Origin of the sequence: Oribacterium sp. Sow4_G1_1, from assembly GCF_052116105.1 — a bacterium.
Classification (GTDB): domain Bacteria; phylum Bacillota; class Clostridia; order Lachnospirales; family Lachnospiraceae; genus Oribacterium.
On the sequence record NZ_JBQKLS010000016.1, the window covers coordinates 34182 to 52890 of the forward strand.

General features: G+C 39.4%; 17 protein-coding genes and 1 pseudogene. All 18 read left to right on the forward strand.

Features of this window, described 5'->3' with window-relative positions; all coding sequences use genetic code 11:
• The first annotated feature begins 103 nt into the window (after positions 1-103).
• Positions 104-1579 carry a sugar transferase gene (locus ACTQ52_RS09980; RefSeq protein WP_441982537.1) on the forward strand — a complete coding sequence of 492 codons (1476 nt, stop codon included), beginning with the start codon at positions 104-106 and terminating at the stop codon, positions 1577-1579.
• Between the two features lie 27 nt (positions 1580-1606).
• Complete coding sequence (locus tag ACTQ52_RS09985) at positions 1607-2113, forward strand: hypothetical protein (RefSeq protein ID WP_441982519.1); 507 nt, start codon at positions 1607-1609, stop codon at positions 2111-2113.
• A gap of 182 nt (positions 2114-2295) precedes the next feature.
• Positions 2296-3153: a DUF4422 domain-containing protein gene (locus ACTQ52_RS09990; RefSeq protein ID WP_441982520.1), complete on the forward strand. Its 858-nt coding sequence runs from the start codon at positions 2296-2298 to the stop codon at positions 3151-3153.
• A gap of 2 nt (positions 3154-3155) precedes the next feature.
• Positions 3156-4370, forward strand: coding sequence for a hypothetical protein (locus ACTQ52_RS09995; RefSeq protein ID WP_441982521.1), 1215 nt, complete (start codon positions 3156-3158; stop codon positions 4368-4370).
• Complete coding sequence (locus tag ACTQ52_RS10000) at positions 4370-5011, forward strand: HAD hydrolase-like protein (protein WP_441982522.1); 642 nt, start codon at positions 4370-4372, stop codon at positions 5009-5011. Before ACTQ52_RS09995 ends, ACTQ52_RS10000 begins: the two co-directional genes overlap by 1 nt.
• 2 nt (positions 5012-5013) lie before the next feature.
• Complete coding sequence (locus tag ACTQ52_RS10005) at positions 5014-6129, forward strand: glycosyltransferase (protein WP_441982523.1); 1116 nt, start codon at positions 5014-5016, stop codon at positions 6127-6129.
• A gap of 46 nt (positions 6130-6175) precedes the next feature.
• Positions 6176-7195 carry a glycosyltransferase family 2 protein gene (locus tag ACTQ52_RS10010; RefSeq protein WP_441982524.1) on the forward strand — a complete coding sequence of 340 codons (1020 nt, stop codon included), beginning with the start codon at positions 6176-6178 and terminating at the stop codon, positions 7193-7195.
• Between the two features lie 4 nt (positions 7196-7199).
• On the forward strand, positions 7200-8498 hold the full coding sequence (locus ACTQ52_RS10015) for a hypothetical protein (protein WP_441982525.1): 1299 nt from the start codon (positions 7200-7202) through the stop codon (positions 8496-8498).
• 299 nt (positions 8499-8797) lie between these two features.
• Positions 8798-9262, forward strand: coding sequence for an acyltransferase (locus tag ACTQ52_RS10020; protein ID WP_441982526.1), 465 nt, complete (start codon positions 8798-8800; stop codon positions 9260-9262).
• Positions 9263-9543: 281 nt separating this feature from the next.
• Positions 9544-10365 carry a glycosyltransferase family 32 protein gene (locus ACTQ52_RS10025; protein ID WP_441982527.1) on the forward strand — a complete coding sequence of 274 codons (822 nt, stop codon included), beginning with the start codon at positions 9544-9546 and terminating at the stop codon, positions 10363-10365.
• Positions 10356-11405, forward strand: a complete 1050-nt coding sequence (locus tag ACTQ52_RS10030) for a glycosyltransferase family 2 protein (protein ID WP_441982528.1) — start codon at positions 10356-10358, stop codon at positions 11403-11405. The genes ACTQ52_RS10025 and ACTQ52_RS10030 overlap by 10 nt, the downstream gene beginning before the upstream one ends.
• 13 nt (positions 11406-11418) lie before the next feature.
• Positions 11419-12834 carry an oligosaccharide flippase family protein gene (locus ACTQ52_RS10035; protein WP_441982529.1) on the forward strand — a complete coding sequence of 472 codons (1416 nt, stop codon included), beginning with the start codon at positions 11419-11421 and terminating at the stop codon, positions 12832-12834.
• Between the two features lie 2 nt (positions 12835-12836).
• A complete protein-coding gene (locus ACTQ52_RS10040; RefSeq protein ID WP_441982530.1) occupies positions 12837-13949 on the forward strand; it encodes a polysaccharide pyruvyl transferase family protein in 1113 nt (370 codons plus the stop codon).
• Positions 13950-13954: 5 nt separating this feature from the next.
• Entirely contained in the window at positions 13955-14947 is a 993-nt protein-coding gene (locus ACTQ52_RS10045) for a glycosyltransferase family 2 protein (RefSeq protein ID WP_441982531.1), read from the forward strand.
• Positions 14948-14953: 6 nt separating this feature from the next.
• Positions 14954-15793, forward strand: coding sequence for an SDR family NAD(P)-dependent oxidoreductase (locus ACTQ52_RS10050; protein ID WP_441982532.1), 840 nt, complete (start codon positions 14954-14956; stop codon positions 15791-15793).
• Positions 15794-16154: 361 nt separating this feature from the next.
• Complete coding sequence (gene istA, locus ACTQ52_RS10055; RefSeq protein WP_441982533.1) at positions 16155-17030, forward strand: IS21 family transposase; 876 nt, start codon at positions 16155-16157, stop codon at positions 17028-17030.
• Between the two features lie 283 nt (positions 17031-17313).
• Positions 17314-17847, forward strand: a pseudogene (locus tag ACTQ52_RS10060) (IS21 family transposase); the annotation flags it as partial.
• Between the two features lie 329 nt (positions 17848-18176).
• On the forward strand, positions 18177-18392 hold the full coding sequence (gene tnpA, locus ACTQ52_RS10065; RefSeq protein ID WP_441982534.1) for an IS66 family insertion sequence element accessory protein TnpA: 216 nt from the start codon (positions 18177-18179) through the stop codon (positions 18390-18392).
• Positions 18393-18709 lie beyond the last annotated feature (317 nt).

Here is an 18709-nt window from a genome sequence, read left to right on the forward strand (position 1 = left end):
ATGAGCAGGCGACACACAGGTTGTTTGCTCATCTTTTGTATCTTATATGAAACGTAAAAAACTGGAACTATTGATCACTGCAGTCATATATCTCTTGACTGTAATGCTTTCGACATCCGTCGCGATAGAAATTCTATGCAGCTATTCCAAGCTTACACAGGAATTTATGGCGGGAAATATCTGGCAGGGCGCGATTCTGCCGGCTGTCATCGCAGAGTTACTCGCGATGTCACTGGCACTGTATGATGGCAAGTATGCCTTTGATCGAGCACCGTTCTGGAGCTATTTCTGGAAGGCAGTCAAGGGAACTCTGTTCTTTGCGGGAGTATGGGCAGCCATCCTTCTGATACTGAAGAATGATATTACGGAATCGCGATACTTCTTCGTAGGTACGCTCAGCCTGCATCTGGGGCTGCTGACGATTCTTCTCTATATAGGTCAGCATCTGATCATCGCAAACTTTTATAAGACGAATGCAGCGACGATCGTCGGTATCGTCACGACACGAGCGAGAGCTGCTTCGCTTTCGGATCAGCTGAAGAATGACTGGTCTCGACGCATCGCCGGTATCATGCTGATTGATGAAAAGAAAAACCGTGAACATTCAGCGGCAGAAATAGAGAATGAAGATAATTTAGAAGCAGAGAAGAGCACAAAGGCTGAAAGCGCGGTTCTGGAAGAAATCGATCATGTGCCAGTTGTGGCCGATGCACAGACTCTCGTCGAGTGGGTTCGTGCGAACGCCATCGATGAAATCTTCATCGTCGTACCGAATAACGAAGCACCGCTGATCGTTGAAGCCGTGGAAAACTTTATCCAGATGGGCATCGCGGTGCATCTCAACATGCCGAGCATCGAGCGCTTGGAGAAGCGGCTTACACGTAAGACGAAAAAGTATGTGCCAAAGACAACGGCCCGTCTCGCATACCTAGATAAGATTCCGATGATTATCTTCGAACAGCCGACGGCAAAGCTCCGTTATGCAGCTGCGAAGCGAGTGATGGATATCCTGGGCGGTATCATCGGATCTGCGGTGGCGATAATCCTTTTCGTGGTACTGGGCATTATCATCAAGCTGGATTCACCGGGACCGATAATCTTCGCGCAGGAACGTGTCGGTAAAAACGGCCGGAAGTTCAAGATGTATAAATTCCGTTCGATGTATCAGGATGCGGAAGCCCGTAAGGCGGAGCTCATGAAGCAGAACGAAATGAGTGGCCTCATGTTTAAGATGAAGGATGACCCTCGCATCACGAAGGTTGGAAAGTTCATCCGAAAGACGAGTCTCGATGAATTTCCGCAGTTCTTTAATGTTCTGCTCGGCGACATGTCACTGGTCGGGACACGTCCACCAACCGTCAACGAGTTTAACGAGTACTCGAACTACCATAAGCGCCGCCTCGCGATGAAACCGGGTATTACGGGTATGTGGCAGGTAAGCGGACGATCCGATATTAAGGACTTCGAAGAAGTCGTGAAACTGGACTGTGAATATATCGATAACTGGAGTCTGGGACTTGATTTTAAGATTCTCGTAAAAACTGTAGGGATTGTATTTGAGAGAAAAGGGTCGGAATAAGTCGTTATTTCAACGAGAAATGGGATTATGAAGAAAATACGCACTATTCTAGGTATAGTTTTACTTGGCATCGTAATACTCGTTCTTTCAAACAGGAATATCAGTGAATGTATTGATGATGTTCTCCTGCTGGAAAAACGACATCCCGGATACTACGATTATTTATCGAAGTCATCGATATATTACGTGAGTAAAGATGCGCTGAAGGAACCAAATGCAAATCTCCTGACAAATGTTATGCAGACAACCGATTTCAATGAGAGTGGGTTTGAAATTCAGGTACATGAAGATGGGTCCTTTACATTTTCGGGTACATACACAGGAGAGGACCCAACCTATCTTTATCCGCTGGAGACAGGAAATCTCAAATCTGGAGATTATATTTTATCGGATGGAAACGCGTCGACAACAAATGGAATTCGATTAAGAATATTTGGCGTAAGAGATTTACCTGACGGTAGTCGTGAATATGGCAATTGTGTTCAGTTGCCAGGTGCCTATTCTTCACTGAGCTTAACAATCGCTTGCTTATGATTGTTTGTATTCCATACACCGGCATTCATTCATGGATTGGTCAGTGATTGAACGGCGAGTGAATGATTAGACCCGCGGGTGAATGGAAGAGTAGGAACTGGGATTCTTGGTAAGCGTACAATAGTGCATTTCATTATAGAAGATTTACTGCTCTGGAATGCAGAGCTGATGGAAGAAAAACTATGTCAAGGGGTGAGTTAAGAGTGAAGAAAGTAACAATTATCATAGCAACACACAAAAAATATCGGATGCCTTCAGACAAGTGCTATCTGCCTCTTCATGTGGGGGCTGAAGGAAAAAAGGATAAAGATGGAATGCCACTAGACTTGGGATATGTGAAGGACAATACCGGAGACAATATTTCTTCCAAAAATTCTTCTTTCTGTGAACTTACAGGTCTCTACTGGGCATGGAAAAATCTGGATGCCGATTATATCGGATTGGTTCATTATAGACGTCACTTCTCCTATAAGAGAAAAAGCAAAGATCCATTTCAGAATATCTTGAATGATGAGGAAATCGATAAATTAACGGATAAGTATCGTGTACTTGTTCCAAATAAAAGATTTTACTGGATTGAGACGCTTTATTCTCACTATGCCCATACTCATTATGCTTCACAACTCGATGAGACGAAGAAAATCTTGGAACAAAAGTTTCCTGATTATGTTGAGGATTATAAGAAAGTTGTCAAGAGAATCTGGGGCCACATGTTCAATATGATGGTCATGGAAAGATCACTTGTGAATCAATATTGTACATGGCTGTTCGACATTCTCTTTGAACTAGAAAAAAGAGTTAACGCTGGAGAAATACCAGACAGCGTAAACCTAAGCTTCTACCAAGGAAGGTTTTACGGTCGAATAAGTGAACTGATTTTCAATGTATGGCTAGAGCACCAACTTAGAGTTGGTGTCATAAAGAAAGAAGACGTCAAAGAAATTCCACTTCTCAGTTTGGAAAAAACAAACTGGTGGGTTAAGGGGACATCATTTCTTAAAGCGAAGTTTCTGGGACAGAAATACGGTAGGAGTTTTTGAGGATGAAGAAAAGCCTTACCATAGTTATTGATAATTTGATCAAAGAAGAGAATCAAGAAATAAGATCTAAATATTACGACTTCGGATATAAAAAATTCGGTCCATTTTTATATGCTTATACTAATTGGCTTATTAATGAAATACAGAATGGCAAGTATTCGAAAGTCATATTCTTTTCTCGCGATGGATATATGATGAAACGGGCGTTTGATATCATGAATACTGGCGGTATTCCCTCTGTCTATGCATACTTTTCAAGAAAAAGTTTGCGATATGGATTGTTATGCAAATGTGCCGGATATATGGATTCATTAAAATATTTATCTCAACAGCGTTATACATCAGTTGGCACAATCTTAGATTATTTTGGATTCGACGCCGATGAAAGAAATAAAATATCTGAAAAATACAACATCTCTCTAAATTTAGATATTGTGACAGATGAAATTGGACAGAATGAGATACTGAAGATAATTTATAAAGACCATAAGGACATTATTATATCCAGATCATTACAGCAACGTGAATTAGTTAAACGGTATTTAACGCAAATTGGTTTGGATGAGAATGCTGCTATTGTTGATATCGGTTGGCATGGAAGCATGCAGTATTATTTGGAGGAGTTCTTTCAAGAAGAATCAGAACCATACACACTGAACGGTTTCTATGTTGGAATCCATCCTACGGTACCTGTGATTGGAAATCTGCATGGCTTTACTTATGACAATACTGATCAAACTTACAGGAAAAGCGTATTATGTTTTCTTGGAGTTTTGGAAAAATTATTTCAAAGCAAAGAAGGTTCTACAATTGGTTACTCTAAATCAGAGGAGGGATGCGTTGTTCCGCAATTAGCTGACTACGAATATAAATCTAATCAAAGAGCTCAAGACGCCATTTCTGCCTGGCAAAGCGGTGCATTGGATTTTATACAGAGAATTGATGGAAGTAACATGAAGTATAGCAAAGAGGAATGGATTCGGCCGTTATTACAATTTGGAATGAGCCCAAGTCTTAAAGACGTAGATTTGTTTGACTTTTTCTATATAAATGATGGTAAACGAGAATTTTTCACAGCACAGAAACCGCTGTTTAAATATAAGGTTAAAGAGTTACTCCATGATTTAAGCAATTCTCCATGGAAAACAGGATTTATGAAATCTGCGCTTAAGATAAAGCTGCCATATTATTGGGTGTATAAGGTATTAAGGAAGTGATGCTGTTAACAGATTGGCTAATAAAAAAATACGGGATAATCAGCTTTGATATATTTGATACCCTTATATTGAGGAATGTGGAGAGACCTAAAGATTTATTTTATCTTGTGGAAAAGCAGGTTCCAGATAAAAGGGTAGTTGGATTTCATGACAAACGTATTTCCGCAGAAAAAATTGCTAGGCGTAAGTTAGGTACAAAAGAAATAAACATAAATGATATTTATAACTACCTGGATATAGATGATATTGTTCTCAAAGAGAAACTCAAGTCAAAGGAAATAGAGCTAGAGCTGTCTTCTTGCTCTGCCAATCCTAAAATCAAGGAATTCTTTGAAAGGGCAATATGTAATGGAAATGAGGTCATTATTATTTCTGACATGTATCTTCCTAAAGAAGTAATTGAGGCTATGCTTAAGCGGTGCGGTATTAGTGGATACAAAAAACTTTATGTATCAAATAGTTATAATGCAAATAAGATGACTGGAAAGTTGTTTGAAATCGCAATTTCAGAGCTAGGGATATCTAAGAAGAATATAGTGCACATAGGTGACAGCATTAAAGCTGATTTTCTTGGAGCAAATAAAGCTGGGATAAAAGCTGTTTTAGTGCATAGAAAAAATAGATTCAGGAGATTCATATAAGTATGATTAGCAAAGTACTGGAAATCAACGTTGATGATGTTGGTTATGGTGGTGTGTTTTCACTGGTAAAAAATGTTATTGAGAACAAACCGGAATCTCTTGAAATTGATATTGCTGCAATAGAGAAATTTGAGCATGAAGAAAATATTTCAGAGCTTAAATCATTTGCGACCAATATTTATTATGTTGGGGAGACATCAAATAAAGCACTGAAACAAATTCACACGTTTATTAATTTGCGAAGGCTTATCAAGGAGCATGAATTTAACTGTGTACACATTCATGCGGATACAGCTAATAAGCTTCTTGTATCTGGACTGGCAGCCAAATCAGCGGGTGTGAAACGAATAATCCTTCACTCACATGCGTCAGGAGTGGATGGGAATAATAGAGGATTGAAGAAGGTTATGCATTATATTTGCAGACCTCTACTTAAGCATGTGGGGACAGTTTTTGTATCTTGTTCAGATCTTGCGGCTGAATGGATGTACCCAAATATAAAAAAACAAAATATTATTGAGATTTTCAATGGTATTAATCTAGATAAATATGATTTTAATCCTTCAGTAAGGGAGAAGATTCGTTCGGAATTAAATTTACAGGACAACTTTGTAATAGGAAATGTGGGACGCTTTGCATACCAAAAAAATCATAGTTTTATGATAAATATGTTTGCACAGCTAGTAAAACAGGTGCCTAGTGCCAAACTGCTGCTTGTTGGAGAGGGTAGCCTTAGAAATGAAATAGAACAATTAACTGAGCAGTTAAAGCTTAAAAATAGAGTATTATTCTACGGATCGAGTAATCACGTAGAGAGATTATTACAAGCTATTGATGTTTTTGTATTGCCATCTCATTTTGAAGGATTACCAATTGTAGGAGTAGAAGCACAAGCCTCTGCTCTTCCTATAGTATTTTCGGATAAGATTACATCGGAAGTTGCTATCACTTCAAATACGTCTTTTCTACCGATTGATTCATCTGATTGTTATAAAATCTGGGCAGATAAAATATTGGAGTATAAAAATGTTCGTAGGGAGTCTACATTAGATCAAATGAAAAAAGCAGGTTTTGATATTGGAAGCACTGTTGCAGCATTTATGAAACTGTATCAGTGACTTCTGAAAATTCTATATGAATAGATATGAAAGGAAGTATGTGTCTGTGAATAACACGGTAAGCTTGATAATACCTGTATATAATGCAAAAAAATATTTGGATAAGTGCATTTGCAGTGTACTGAATCAAACAGAAGTGCCAGATGAAATTATTCTTGTTGATGATGGATCTACAGACGGATCATCAGATATTTGTAATAACTATGCGCATAAATATCCATTCATAAAAGTAATACATAAGAAAAACGGCGGTCTTGGATTTGCAAGGAATTCTGGATTGGATATTGCTACCTGCCAATATATTTCCTTCTTGGACTCAGACGACTATTTAGATCAGGACTTCTTTCAAATATTAAAGGCCGCAGCGAATGATGGAATAGATATTGTCAAAAGCGGTTATCGAAGAATATCTCAGTCAGGGCAGGTATTCTCAACTAGAATGTACGATAGAGAAGAAACGTTTACTGACAAAGATATAATGAAATCCTACATTCCTAGAATGCTCGGCTCACTACCGGATAAGCATGATAGTGTAGAAATGGGAGTTACATGTTCATTAATCAGTCGAGATATTATAGCTGATACACGGTTCTATTCTGAACGGGAATATATTTCTGAAGACCTTATCTTTAATTTGGAGATTTCCGCAAGGATTAAGAAGATTAAATTAATCCCGTATATCGGATATAATTATCAGGAAAATACGGCATCACTAACACTTAAATATAGAAAAGATCGCTTTGAGGCTATTTGTGCACTGGATGATACTATTAAAAAATACATTGCTAAATTGGCTATAGGTGATAATGCAAAGATAAGGTGGGAGAAAACTTGGCTAATTTATCTTTGGATGACTCTAAGTCAGGAGAAATATAGTATTTCAAACTATAATCCAATTATCCAGTATAAGCATATCCGCCAAATATTAGTACATCCTAAAACACGAGCTATAATTGAGTTGTTTCCAATAGATCGAATGGAGCCATCAAAAAGAATGTTTTGTTATTTAACAAAATATCGACTTGCAATCTTACTTTTGATTCTTGTACAAATAGTTAGAAGATAGAATAATGGGAAAAATTCGTATAAATGCAAAGACATTAATATATATCATAATTTTATTTACTCTCAATATTCAGTGGATGCGAGATTTCCTTGGTTTACCATTAGCGATCCCTAATCTCCATATAATATTGCTGACGATTTTGATATTATTGGATCTATCTAAGGTTATTGACTATATTCGTCAGAATAATTTTTGGAAATTATTGTTTGCGTTTATTGTTGGCAGTCATATTATCGGTTGGATTATTAACTTGAATGCCGATCCAATACTTATCGTCTGGACCTTTTATAAGACCTACGCTTATTTTTTGTTTTTCATTGTCTGTGTTATTGAACTGAATGTTACAGATGTTAAAAAAATATTTGTAATTATGTTGGCTTGCCAGATTTTGAACGTTGGGTTTAGTGCATATGAACATTCAGCTTTAGGATTGCAATCAGATTATCTTGGTGGAATATTTGGAATACGTCAGGGTGGAAATGGATTTACCAATATATTTGGGGTGGTATTAATCAATTACCTTATAACACTCTATATTTACAATAAGCAATTTTTGTGGTTATTCTTTTGCATCATAACCTTTCTCGTTATCGCTGCACAGGCAGATATCATTGGACTAATCATTTTAATTGCTATATCACTGATAATTACAGTGATTTCTATGCGGTTAAGTTTTAAAAAATGCATACTAATAGCTGCCGGCATAGTAGGGATTTTAGTAGCCCAAAAAGTATTTGCCTCAATGTATCCGGAAAGGTTTGTGTATTTCCAAAATATAGAACGATTACTTAAATATATCGGCGGTGGCAGTAATAGTGATGGGGGGATTTACGGAATCAGTAGAATAAATCCTTTTGCACAGATCAATCGTCTCTATTTCAATGATAATGTAGGCAAGTATTTATTTGGCTACGGCTTTGGAAACGCTTCATATTCAGACGGCGTTAAATTGTTTCAATCTGAATTTTATTTGAGAAATGCATATTTTCCGTATTATTGGTTTTCAACTGCATATGTTTACTTGGAAACAGGCATCACGGGTTTAGGAATTTATCTTGCAGTTGCACTTCATTGTTTAAGCTCAAGTTTAAAGTATATTAAGGTAAAAGAACTAAAGCATTGGGGAGTATATGAATTAATTTTAACAATTGCCTATGTATTTTCATTCTTTTATAACCAGTCGATTACACAGAGCTCTGCCTATTTAATTTATTTTGGTCTTGCAGTACCTTACATATTTAATAAAGACATTAAACATTTGCCGAATTTATATTTAAAGCGAGTGAATTATATAAAAGGCTAATTATTGATTTATAAATAATGCCCGCTTAACAAGAAAGGTTACTATGAGTATAAAGAACACCGTCAAGAAAATGTTTAAGAAGATAATATATCGCAATATGGCCGACTCTGATACATATATTACCTATTTGCGACGTATTGGAATGAAAATCGGTGAGGAGACAACCATATATGCACCCCTTAAAACAACTATAGATGAGACTAGGCCGTGGCTTATTGATATAGGCAAAAACGTGAAGATTACCAAGGGCGTGACGATCTTGACACATGGGTTCGATTGGTCTGTATTAAAGGGCGTATATGGCGAAATACTCGGATCATCGGGGGGGGGTACGCATTGGAAATAATGTATTCATTGGGATGGACAGTACTATCTTAAAAGGTGTTAATATTGGCAATAATGTAATCATTGGTGCTAACTCTTTAGTAAATAAAGATATTCCAGATAACTGTGTGGCAGCAGGGAATCCTTGCAGAATTATCATGAGTTTGGAAGAATATTATGAAAAAAGAAAAAGAGCGCAAGTGAAAGAAGCTTCAGAACTGGTACAGCTTTATCGAGATCGATATGGGAAAGACCCAGATGAGAGAGCACTTCATGAGTTCTTTTGGCTATTTACAGATGGAGAAGATAGTCTTCCGGATTGCTGGAAAAGTATGATGCACTTAGGTGGTCAAGAAAGTTATATTCATTCTAAGGCAGTACATAAGATGAACAAGAAACAATTTTCTGACATGAAAGCTTTTATCGATAGCGTGAAGTAACAACCCATCTTTCTATCAGCAATCTACGGAAATTTGTGAATTCAGACACATACCCATTCGGAAAGATCGACGCAGCCGATTTCGGGTCAGTATAGCCTATAATTCCATACATAAATTGTACTCTTTTTTATAATTTTAACTTTGCTCAAAGGTAGTCAAAGCTTTAAGAGGATATGACACGGCATGATTTGCAGTTAGGAATGGTGAGAATCTGGATGAGGTCGTGAATGCTATAACCAAATTTTCTAGAATAATAATTACGATAAAAAGGAGCTAAGTATATGATTCCTAAAATTATTCATTATTGCTGGTTTGGTGGTAATCCATTACCGGATGATGCAAAGAAATGCATTGCATCTTGGAAGAAATATCTTCCTAACTATGAAATCAAAGAGTGGAATGAATCCAACTTTAGCCTTACCTGCTGCGATTATATAAAAGAGGCTTATCAAGCTAAGAAATGGGCTTTTGTCAGTGATTACGCTCGATTCTGGATTCTCTATAACTATGGTGGCCTTTATTTTGACACAGATGTAGAAATAATCAAGCCAATGGAAGATCTTGTGGAAAAGGGACCCTTCATGGGAGAGGAAGCAGGCTTACCAAATAGTAGAAAAAGCGAATGCAATCCAGGGCTTGGCCTTGCAGCCGCGCCAGGGCTTGGCCTTTACAAGGAGATACTTGACTACTACAGTACTCAGCACTTTTTAACATCAGTTGGTACATTATACCAAGAAACAGTGGTTACAAAAGTGACAAATGTTCTCAGAAAACATGGCTTCAAGGGTAACGGATCTATAGAATGCATTGATGGCGTCTACATCTATCCCCCGGAATACTTTTGCCCGATGAATTACACAACTGGAAAAATGACAATTACGGAAAATACACGGTCGATCCACCATTATAGTGCGACATGGCACAGTGGTCTTGAAGAACTTATTATCAAGATTGAGCGATGTAGTAAGGGTAAGAACTCGTTAGAATATAAAATTCGAAGAATGCTGTCTCTACCGTTTAGAGTTGTAAATAAGTTCAAGACACAAGGTTTATCTGGTGTAATGAGGACTATTAGTAAAAGAGGGTATAAAAAATGTCTTTAAAGCAAACCATTAAAGCAGTATACCGCTCAACAGCACCATTTCATGTATCTCGTTCGCACTTGACAACTGTACAGGCATCACAGATTCTGACTGCATTTGCACCGGATCCATCCACAAGCTGTATGGCCAATAACGTATTGAATCAACAATACGATCTGCAGATCATTGTTCCGGCCTACAATGTGGATAAGTATGTGGCTGAGTGTCTGGAGTCAATACTCAATCAGAAGACCCATTATTCTTATCTGGTAACCGTGGTGAATGATGGATCTACAGATAAGACACCAGAGATTCTTAGATCATATCAGATTAAGTATCCTGAGCGTATGGAAGTGATTAATCAAGAAAACCGAGGATTATCTGGCGCAAGAAACGCTGCGCTTAAGGTATTGAAGGGTAGATATATCACTTTTCTAGATTCCGATGATGTTATAGCAGGAGGTGCAATCGAGGCACTACTAGATAAAGCAGACGGTAAAGATATTATCCAAGGTGGATGGTATACATTCGAACAATCTGAGGGGGGGGGTACGCCACAGGAAGTTCATCAACTCTCGGGTTATCCTTGGGGAAAGCTTTTTAAGGCTGAAGTCATGGAGCATTTTCAGTTCCCGGAAGGATATTGGTTCGAGGATACTCCAATTTCTTTTATGCTGTACGGAGCCGGATACAGTTCGAAGATCATTCCAGATGTGGTTTATGGCTACCGACTGAACCCGGATGGCATCACAGTAAAAAGTGGAGGATCAAAACGGAGCGTGGAGAGCTATTACATCACGGAATTATGCCTTAGAGAGTTCCCACAGTTTGGGGTGAAGTACGATCAGAGAGCATACGAATATTTCCTTCGTCAGTGCAAAATGAACTGGTCTAGGACCAGAAAACAGCCGAAAGAGATAAGAGAGGCAATCTTTGTGCTAGAATGCGGCCTAAGGGAAAAGTATTTCAAGAATCAGCATAGTGAAGTGAACACAGATATAGAGGTGGCGCTTTGGAAGAAGCAATTTCAGAAATTTGAAGTCCTGGCAAGGACGAGATGATTAATAAAGACAGATGGAAAGACAAGGAAAATACAAATATTTAGCTAAAAACATAGGCCTGTTGACATTGAGTAACTTTGCAACGAAGTTACTGAGCTTCTTTCTGGTACCTTTATATACCAGTATTCTTACAACAGCTGATTATGGTACCTATGATCTCTTTAATACAACGGTCGGGGTGCTGATCCCAATTCTGACGCTCAATGTGCAGGATGGCGTTATGCGCTTCGCAATGGATAAAAAATACGACCGTAGAGCAATTGTGACGGTAGGATTCCGTTATATTCTTATTGGAACTGCAATAACGGCTGCTGGTTTAGGCATTAATGGCATTTTTGGCTTCAGCAGTTTAGCTAAGACATATTGGATCTTTTTTTTACTGATGTTCATTTCACAGGCACTGGGTGGAATGATTCCATATTACATCCGCGGAATTGACCGGATTGCGGATCTTTCTGTAGCTAGTGTTATAGCATCTGCTGTTACTATTGGCTGCAATATCCTGTTTTTGGTTGGCTTTAAATGGGGATTGGTCGGATACTTCCTTGCAAATATAATCGGTCCTATGATTCAAAGCCTGTTTCTTGCGATTAGAGCACATATGTTCAGGGATACACATCTGCTTCGTTCATATAAAAAAGAATCGACAGAAATGCTGACTTATTCCCGACCTCTAATTGCCAACAGCATTGCTTGGTGGGTGAATAATGCGTCCGATAGATATGTAGTTGTATTTTTCTGTGGGGTGGCTGCCAATGGCATATATTCTGTTGCTTCAAAAATACCATCAATTTTGAATATATTCCAGACGATTTTTAGCCAGGCATGGACTCTTTCTGCCGTCAAAGACTTTGATCCAGAGGACAAAGGAGGATTCTTTGCTAATACGTATAGGGCATACAATTGCTTGATGACAGTTATGTGTTCAGCAATTATTGTAGGAGACAAAATTTTAGCACATTTTCTTTACGCTAAGGACTTCTTTGCTGCTTGGAGATATGTACCATGGCTTACAATCGCTATTGTGTTTGGAGCACTTTCTGGATACATCGGGGGATTCTTTACAGCTGTTAAGGATTCCAAAATTTTTGCTCATTCTACTATTGTGGGTGCTGTCACTAACATTATCCTGAATTTGATCTTTACTCCAATCATGGGGCCGTTGGGAGCTGCCATAGCCACTGCGATTTGCTATGTTGAAGTATGGGCTTTCCGTTTGTATCATTCAAAGAAATATATTAAACTCAAGATTAATTTGGTCAGAGATATCTTTTCATATCTTATCTTGGCTGCACAGTCTGTAGTACTTCTGATTGCTACAACTGATGTGCTTTTATATGGCTTTTTAATTGCTGGATTTTTAGCAATATTAGTTTCGTATTTTTCTGATATTCAGTTGCTGGCTAGGAAAGTGTTGAAAAGAGGATGACTATGAAAATTGGAGTTATCACATGGTTTCACTATGAGAATTATGGCACTATTTTGCAGGCAGCAGCATTGCAGGAATATTTGAAATCTATAAAAACTGAGCCTGCATTGATAGAGATTCCATTTTATCAGATAGATAGCCGTCAAATAAGAGTGAACTTTTCTGAGCGGGTTAAGAGTCATATCTCCAATAAAATTGTTAGTAAGAGGTTTGGAAAATATTTTGCCGCTAAGTCAAAAAAATTCCATGATGCTATTTATGCCAAATATAATGTGATGCCGATTGAAGATACATTTTCAAAAACATGCAATATGTTTGACTTACTAATCTGCGGAAGTGATCAGATTTGGAGCCCGTACTGGTATAATGATTTCTATTTTGCTAATTTCCCGGACATTACAGTACCAAAGATTTCTTATGCTCCCAGTATTGGTGTAAAAGAAATTCCACCGTATTTACAAGGAACTTATTACAGTACGTTAAAGCACTTCAATAAGCTGTCTGTGAGAGAAGAGAGTGCAAGAAAAGAAATTGAACGCATTACAAGTCTTTCCTGTCAGACAGTCTTGGATCCTGTGTTTTTACTAGATCGAAATAAGTGGTTGGAGGTCATAGAAAACGTACAGGATTTGAAGCCGGATTATATCTTTTGCTATATGCTGGGCGATAATGAGAATCACTGGAAGGCAATTCATGAATTCGCATCTAAGTATAATATGAAGCTTGTCATTATTCCGATGAAGAGCGTTTCTTATCTTGAAAAGGGAGAGCACTGTTATGATGCGGGGCCTTATGAATTTTTGAACCTGATAGCAAATGCTAGATATGTATTAACTGACTCATTTCATGCGAGTGCTTTTTCTATTATTTTGCAGAAACAGTTTTATGTGTTTGAACGAACAGCAAAAACAGATGCACATTCGCAGAATTCGAGAATATATAATTTACTGGAAATCAGCGGCTTGAATGACAGAATACAGGAATTTAACCATAAGAGAATTCAAGAAACTGAGGATATTGATTACCAGAAAGTAAACCTCAGAATGGGCCCTTTCATTCAGAAGTCTAAAAAATATCTGAAAGATGCAATTAAAGATGTTTCAGTAAGGAAGTAGTATTTATGGATAAAGTTTCGATTATTGTAGCTATCTACAATTCAGAAAAATTTCTTAGAAAAAATATAGAATCTATCATCAATCAAACTTATAAAAATCTTGAGATCATTCTAGTGGATGATGGTTCACCAGATGGATGCCCAGCAATTTGTGATGAGTATGCTGCAAAAGATGACCGCATTGTAGTTATTCACAAGAAGAATGGTGGTACTTGCGAAGCAAGAAACTATGGACTTGCCCGTATGACCGGAGAGTATGCCTCTATAATAGACGGAGATGATTGGCTTGAGCCAGACTATGTAGAATACTTGATGAATCTAATCAAAAAGACAGATTCAGATATGGCTATCACAGATCATATTTTCACTACCAGAGATAGAGAACAGGTAAAGAATGATAGTTTTGAAACCTGGACAAATGAGGATACAGCTACGGCAATTATTTATCCTCGATTTGCTATTGGACCTTGGAACAAGATGTATAAGGTCAGTATGCTGAAAGAACATAATCTTACATTTTCAGTACCATGGTCTGGCGAGGGCTTGTACTTTTCTTGTATGGCAGCACAATATTCAAATCATGTTGGAGTAGGCCATAAGAAAATCTATAATTATCGGTTAAACAATGCTGGAAGTGGACTTACACATTACCGTGTAATTATGGGTACAAATGCGCTTGCTAATATAAAGAATATTGGGAAGGTATCAGTCATTCGCACCCCTAAGTTCATGCATGCTGTTCAATGGCATATTTGGAAAAACTACAATTATATATTATTCCTTATAATAGCAACAAATTCACAGCAAGAAAATAAAGAACTCTATGATGATTGTTTAAAAAACATACGAAAGAGATTGCCGAGAGTATTAATTGATTCCAGCTATTTTAGCTTTAAAGGGAAAATGAGAATATTAATTCAAGGGCTGATGCCTGTTGCATACGCAAAAAGAGAACTTCAAAAGCAAAGAGAAGCCCTCGTCAAGGATACAATGGAGTGATAAATTATGGGAATTGGTATAAAAACAAGAATAAAAAAGGCTATTACTGAGATAAAAAAACCGCGCATGATTCCTATTATTGAAAAACCGATCTCTGGTCATGCATTTGATGGTAAAGTTGCCTGGATTGGCGGAGGGTCTGGTGGCATAGGACTCGCAATTGCAAAAAGTTTGTTGAATGATGGCTGCAAGATCATTATTTCCGGCACAAATGAAAATAAACTGAACAAAATTCAATCAGAGTTGAGATCAAAAAATGTCGGAACATTAGTGCTCAATTATAAGGACACAAAGACATTTCATGATAAGGTTCAGGATGCAGCTATCATTTTTGGGAAAATAGATATTTTTATTAGCGCCACGGGGATTCATGCCGACCGAGACGGATTAGATTTTTTGAATGTCACTGAGGACGAATATGATTCCATCATGGGGGTAAACCTTAAAGGAACATATTTTATATGCCAGAATGTTGCTCAGTACATGGTTGACAATTCTATTCATGGTCATATTTTAATTATTTCTTCACAGTCAGCTCTAGAACCATCATGGTCTCCATATCGTCTTTCCAAATTAGGAATAGAGGGGATTACTAAAGGTATGGCGCAGCGGCTATTGGAGCACGGTATCGTTGTAAATGGGATTGGACCGGGCCCTACAGCAACAAGCATGCAGAAGAATTACGACGGATCAGATATTTATACTCCACTCAATCCTATTCAAAGGTTTACTATGCCTGAAGAAGTTGCTGAATTTGCAAAAATGATGGTCAGTCCATTAGGTGATACAATTGTAGGAGATACGTTATATATGTCTGGAGGCAGAGGAATCACAGAAATAAGGTAATAAACATGCTGATGGTGGAGGATATCGGTGGCTAGGCACCGTAGGAAAGAAGGGGGTGACATTGGATAAGGCGCAGGAGACAATCTTGACAGACAGACAGACATGTGTTTTGTCAATAAGAAACCCCCAAGAGGGTACTTTTATTTTACGCTACACAGTAGTGGATATGGTGGACATAATGGTTTCCGGATTCCGCAACTGAATATTATGGGCCATTTTGCAGCAGCAAACCGGAGCTAGAGCAGCACCATTCCGGGTAAGATGACAGCGCCATTCCGGGAGTATAGCCGCACCGAACGACCTTTCTTATAATGAATTCATACATCGGATTCGATGTAAATTTATTATAAGGAGGTCATTTATGACCAAGTATCGTGAAATCCTAAGGTTGTCAGCCTTGGGGTTATCCTTACGAAACATTGAGAAAAGTCTCCATGTTTCGCAGCACACTATCATGAAGGTGCAACGGCGCGCAAAGGAGTTGTCCATTGTCTGGCCGCTGGATGAAACCTTCACAGACGAAGTACTGGAACAGCAGATGTTTCCGAAAAGCACTGCGTCGAAAAGCACAAAACGCATGCCGGACTATGACTACGTCCGAAAGGAACTGTTACGGAATGGTGTCAACAAAAAGCTCCTCTGGACAGAATACCTCGAGGAGTGTCAACGAAATGGAGACGACGCTTTGATGTATTCTCAGTTCTGCTATTACATTCAGCAGAACGAGCAAAAACGCCGTGCAACGATGCACATCCCAAGGAAACCTGGACAGCAGATAGAGGTTGATTGGGCTGGAGATCCGGCCGAAATTATCGATCCGTATACTGGAGAAATCACCAGTGCCTGGATATTTGTGGGTGTCATGACCTATAGCCAATACGCATTTGTAGAGGCGTTTATCAACGAACAGCAAAAGGCCTGGATCACAGCTCACGTTCACATGTACGACTTTTTCGGTGGCGTCACTCCTATACTGGTTCCAGACAACGCTCCGACCGCAACCAATCGGAAGCAAAGCGATAAGTACGAGCCGGTCCTGATCAAATCCTATGAGGAACTGGCACAGCATTACAACACTGCCATCATTCCTGCACGTGTTCGCACGCCGAAGGATAAGCCGAATGCTGAAGGAAACGTTGGGCATGTCTCCACCTGGATCACAGCAGCACTGCGTAACGAGCAGTTTTTCTCGCTAGCGGAGCTGAATGCTGCAATTCGTAAGAAACTAAAAAAATAAAATGATGCACCTTTCCAAAAGAAAAACGGTAGCCGACAGCAGCTGTTCCTCGAAGATGAGAAACCCTTACTTATGCCTCTGCCAGCTACCCGTTTCGAACTTTCAGTGAGTATTCCGGGCGATTCTGAACCGCCGTTCCGGTGCCACAGTACCGCTGTTCCGTTTTAGATGATACCACGATTCCGAGAATCGGATACCGAGGTTCCGGTCAGATGGTACCGTTTCCTTTATAATGAATTCATACGCTTTGCAGCGTAAATTCATTACGAAGGAGGTCACCATTATGACCAAGTATCGTGAGATCATCCGGCTTGCCGGATTGAATCTCAGCCAAACTAACATTGCCCTTAGCTGCAATGCATCCAAGACAACTGTCAACAAGGTGCTGAAGGCGGCCAGAGAGCAAAATCTTGTCTGGCCTCTGGATCCTAAACTCAGCGATCCAGTCTTAGGCAAGTTGCTTTTTCCTGAAGTGAAAGCAAAGCCAGCCACCTCAAAGCGGATGCCCGATTACGAGCACATCCGCAAAGAGCTTCTTCGGAACGGAGTGAATAAGAAACTCCTTTGGACAGAGTATCTTGAAGAATGCCGTCTCTCCAAAGAAGAGCCACTTATGTACTCCCAGTTCTGCTACTACATCCAGCAGGATGAGCAGAAACGTCGCGCCACTATGCATATAAACCGCAAGCCTGCGGAGCAGGTCGAGGTCGACTGGGCAGGCGATCCGGCGCACATCATCGACCCAGATACCGGCGAAATCATGGATGCCCAGATTTTCGTGGGTGTCATGACCTACAGTCAGTATCCATACGTAGAAGGTAAGCGCTCAGTGTTAGCTGAGCGCGCTAACTTACTACCGTGAGATCTTTGGGTTTCCATCCTTGTCTTCGATAGTTGCCTTCGTGTCTATTGTTGTTGACTGCCTAGATTGACTTCGGGCTGATCTGCTTGCGTGTCACGAGATTGATCGTAAGCGCTCAGTGTCAGTGCGGCTAGTTTGATACTTTTGAAAATGCCATAATCATGGAAAACGAGAGTATTTTAGTCTCAGTCTTCCCACTGGCATTCACAGTGGTGGATCATTTCACTACACTGCCGCTTCCACTATGGGACTATTTTACTCTACTTAAGAAGAGAGGAAGTCCCATGATGAATAAACGTGCACCTCGCCGCTCTGATGAAGAGTGGCATCAGATCATACTCGCTGCCAGAGCATCCGGCTTAAGCGACTTTGAATACTGTAGAGATAACAGCATCCCGACCAGTACATTTTACCGGGCACTCGCTCGATTGAGACAGCAGGCCTGTGAGCTTCCGGCCAGATCTGAAAGGCTCGAGTGCAAGCAGGAGGTTGTTCCGTGAATATTCTTGTGCGATGAAATCGCACTTCCGGAAATCTGGATGTTGTTGACTGCCTAGATTGACTTCGGGCTGATCTGCTTGCGTGTCACGAGATTGATTTATATACTGTCATGAGATTAAAAAGAAAGAAGGTCCGGGGTACCCTCTTTGTACGTCGTGTCCCCCGAACCTCTGGTATCAAAACCATGTTCAGTGTATCAAACTTCGAGCTCAGACACAATGAGGTAAACGGTTTTTTATGTTGAGAGCAATGATGCCATCCCTCCGTGCCCGTCCTGTCGTGGCAAGCTGGTCTACCGTGATCGCAAGCGCCGTAT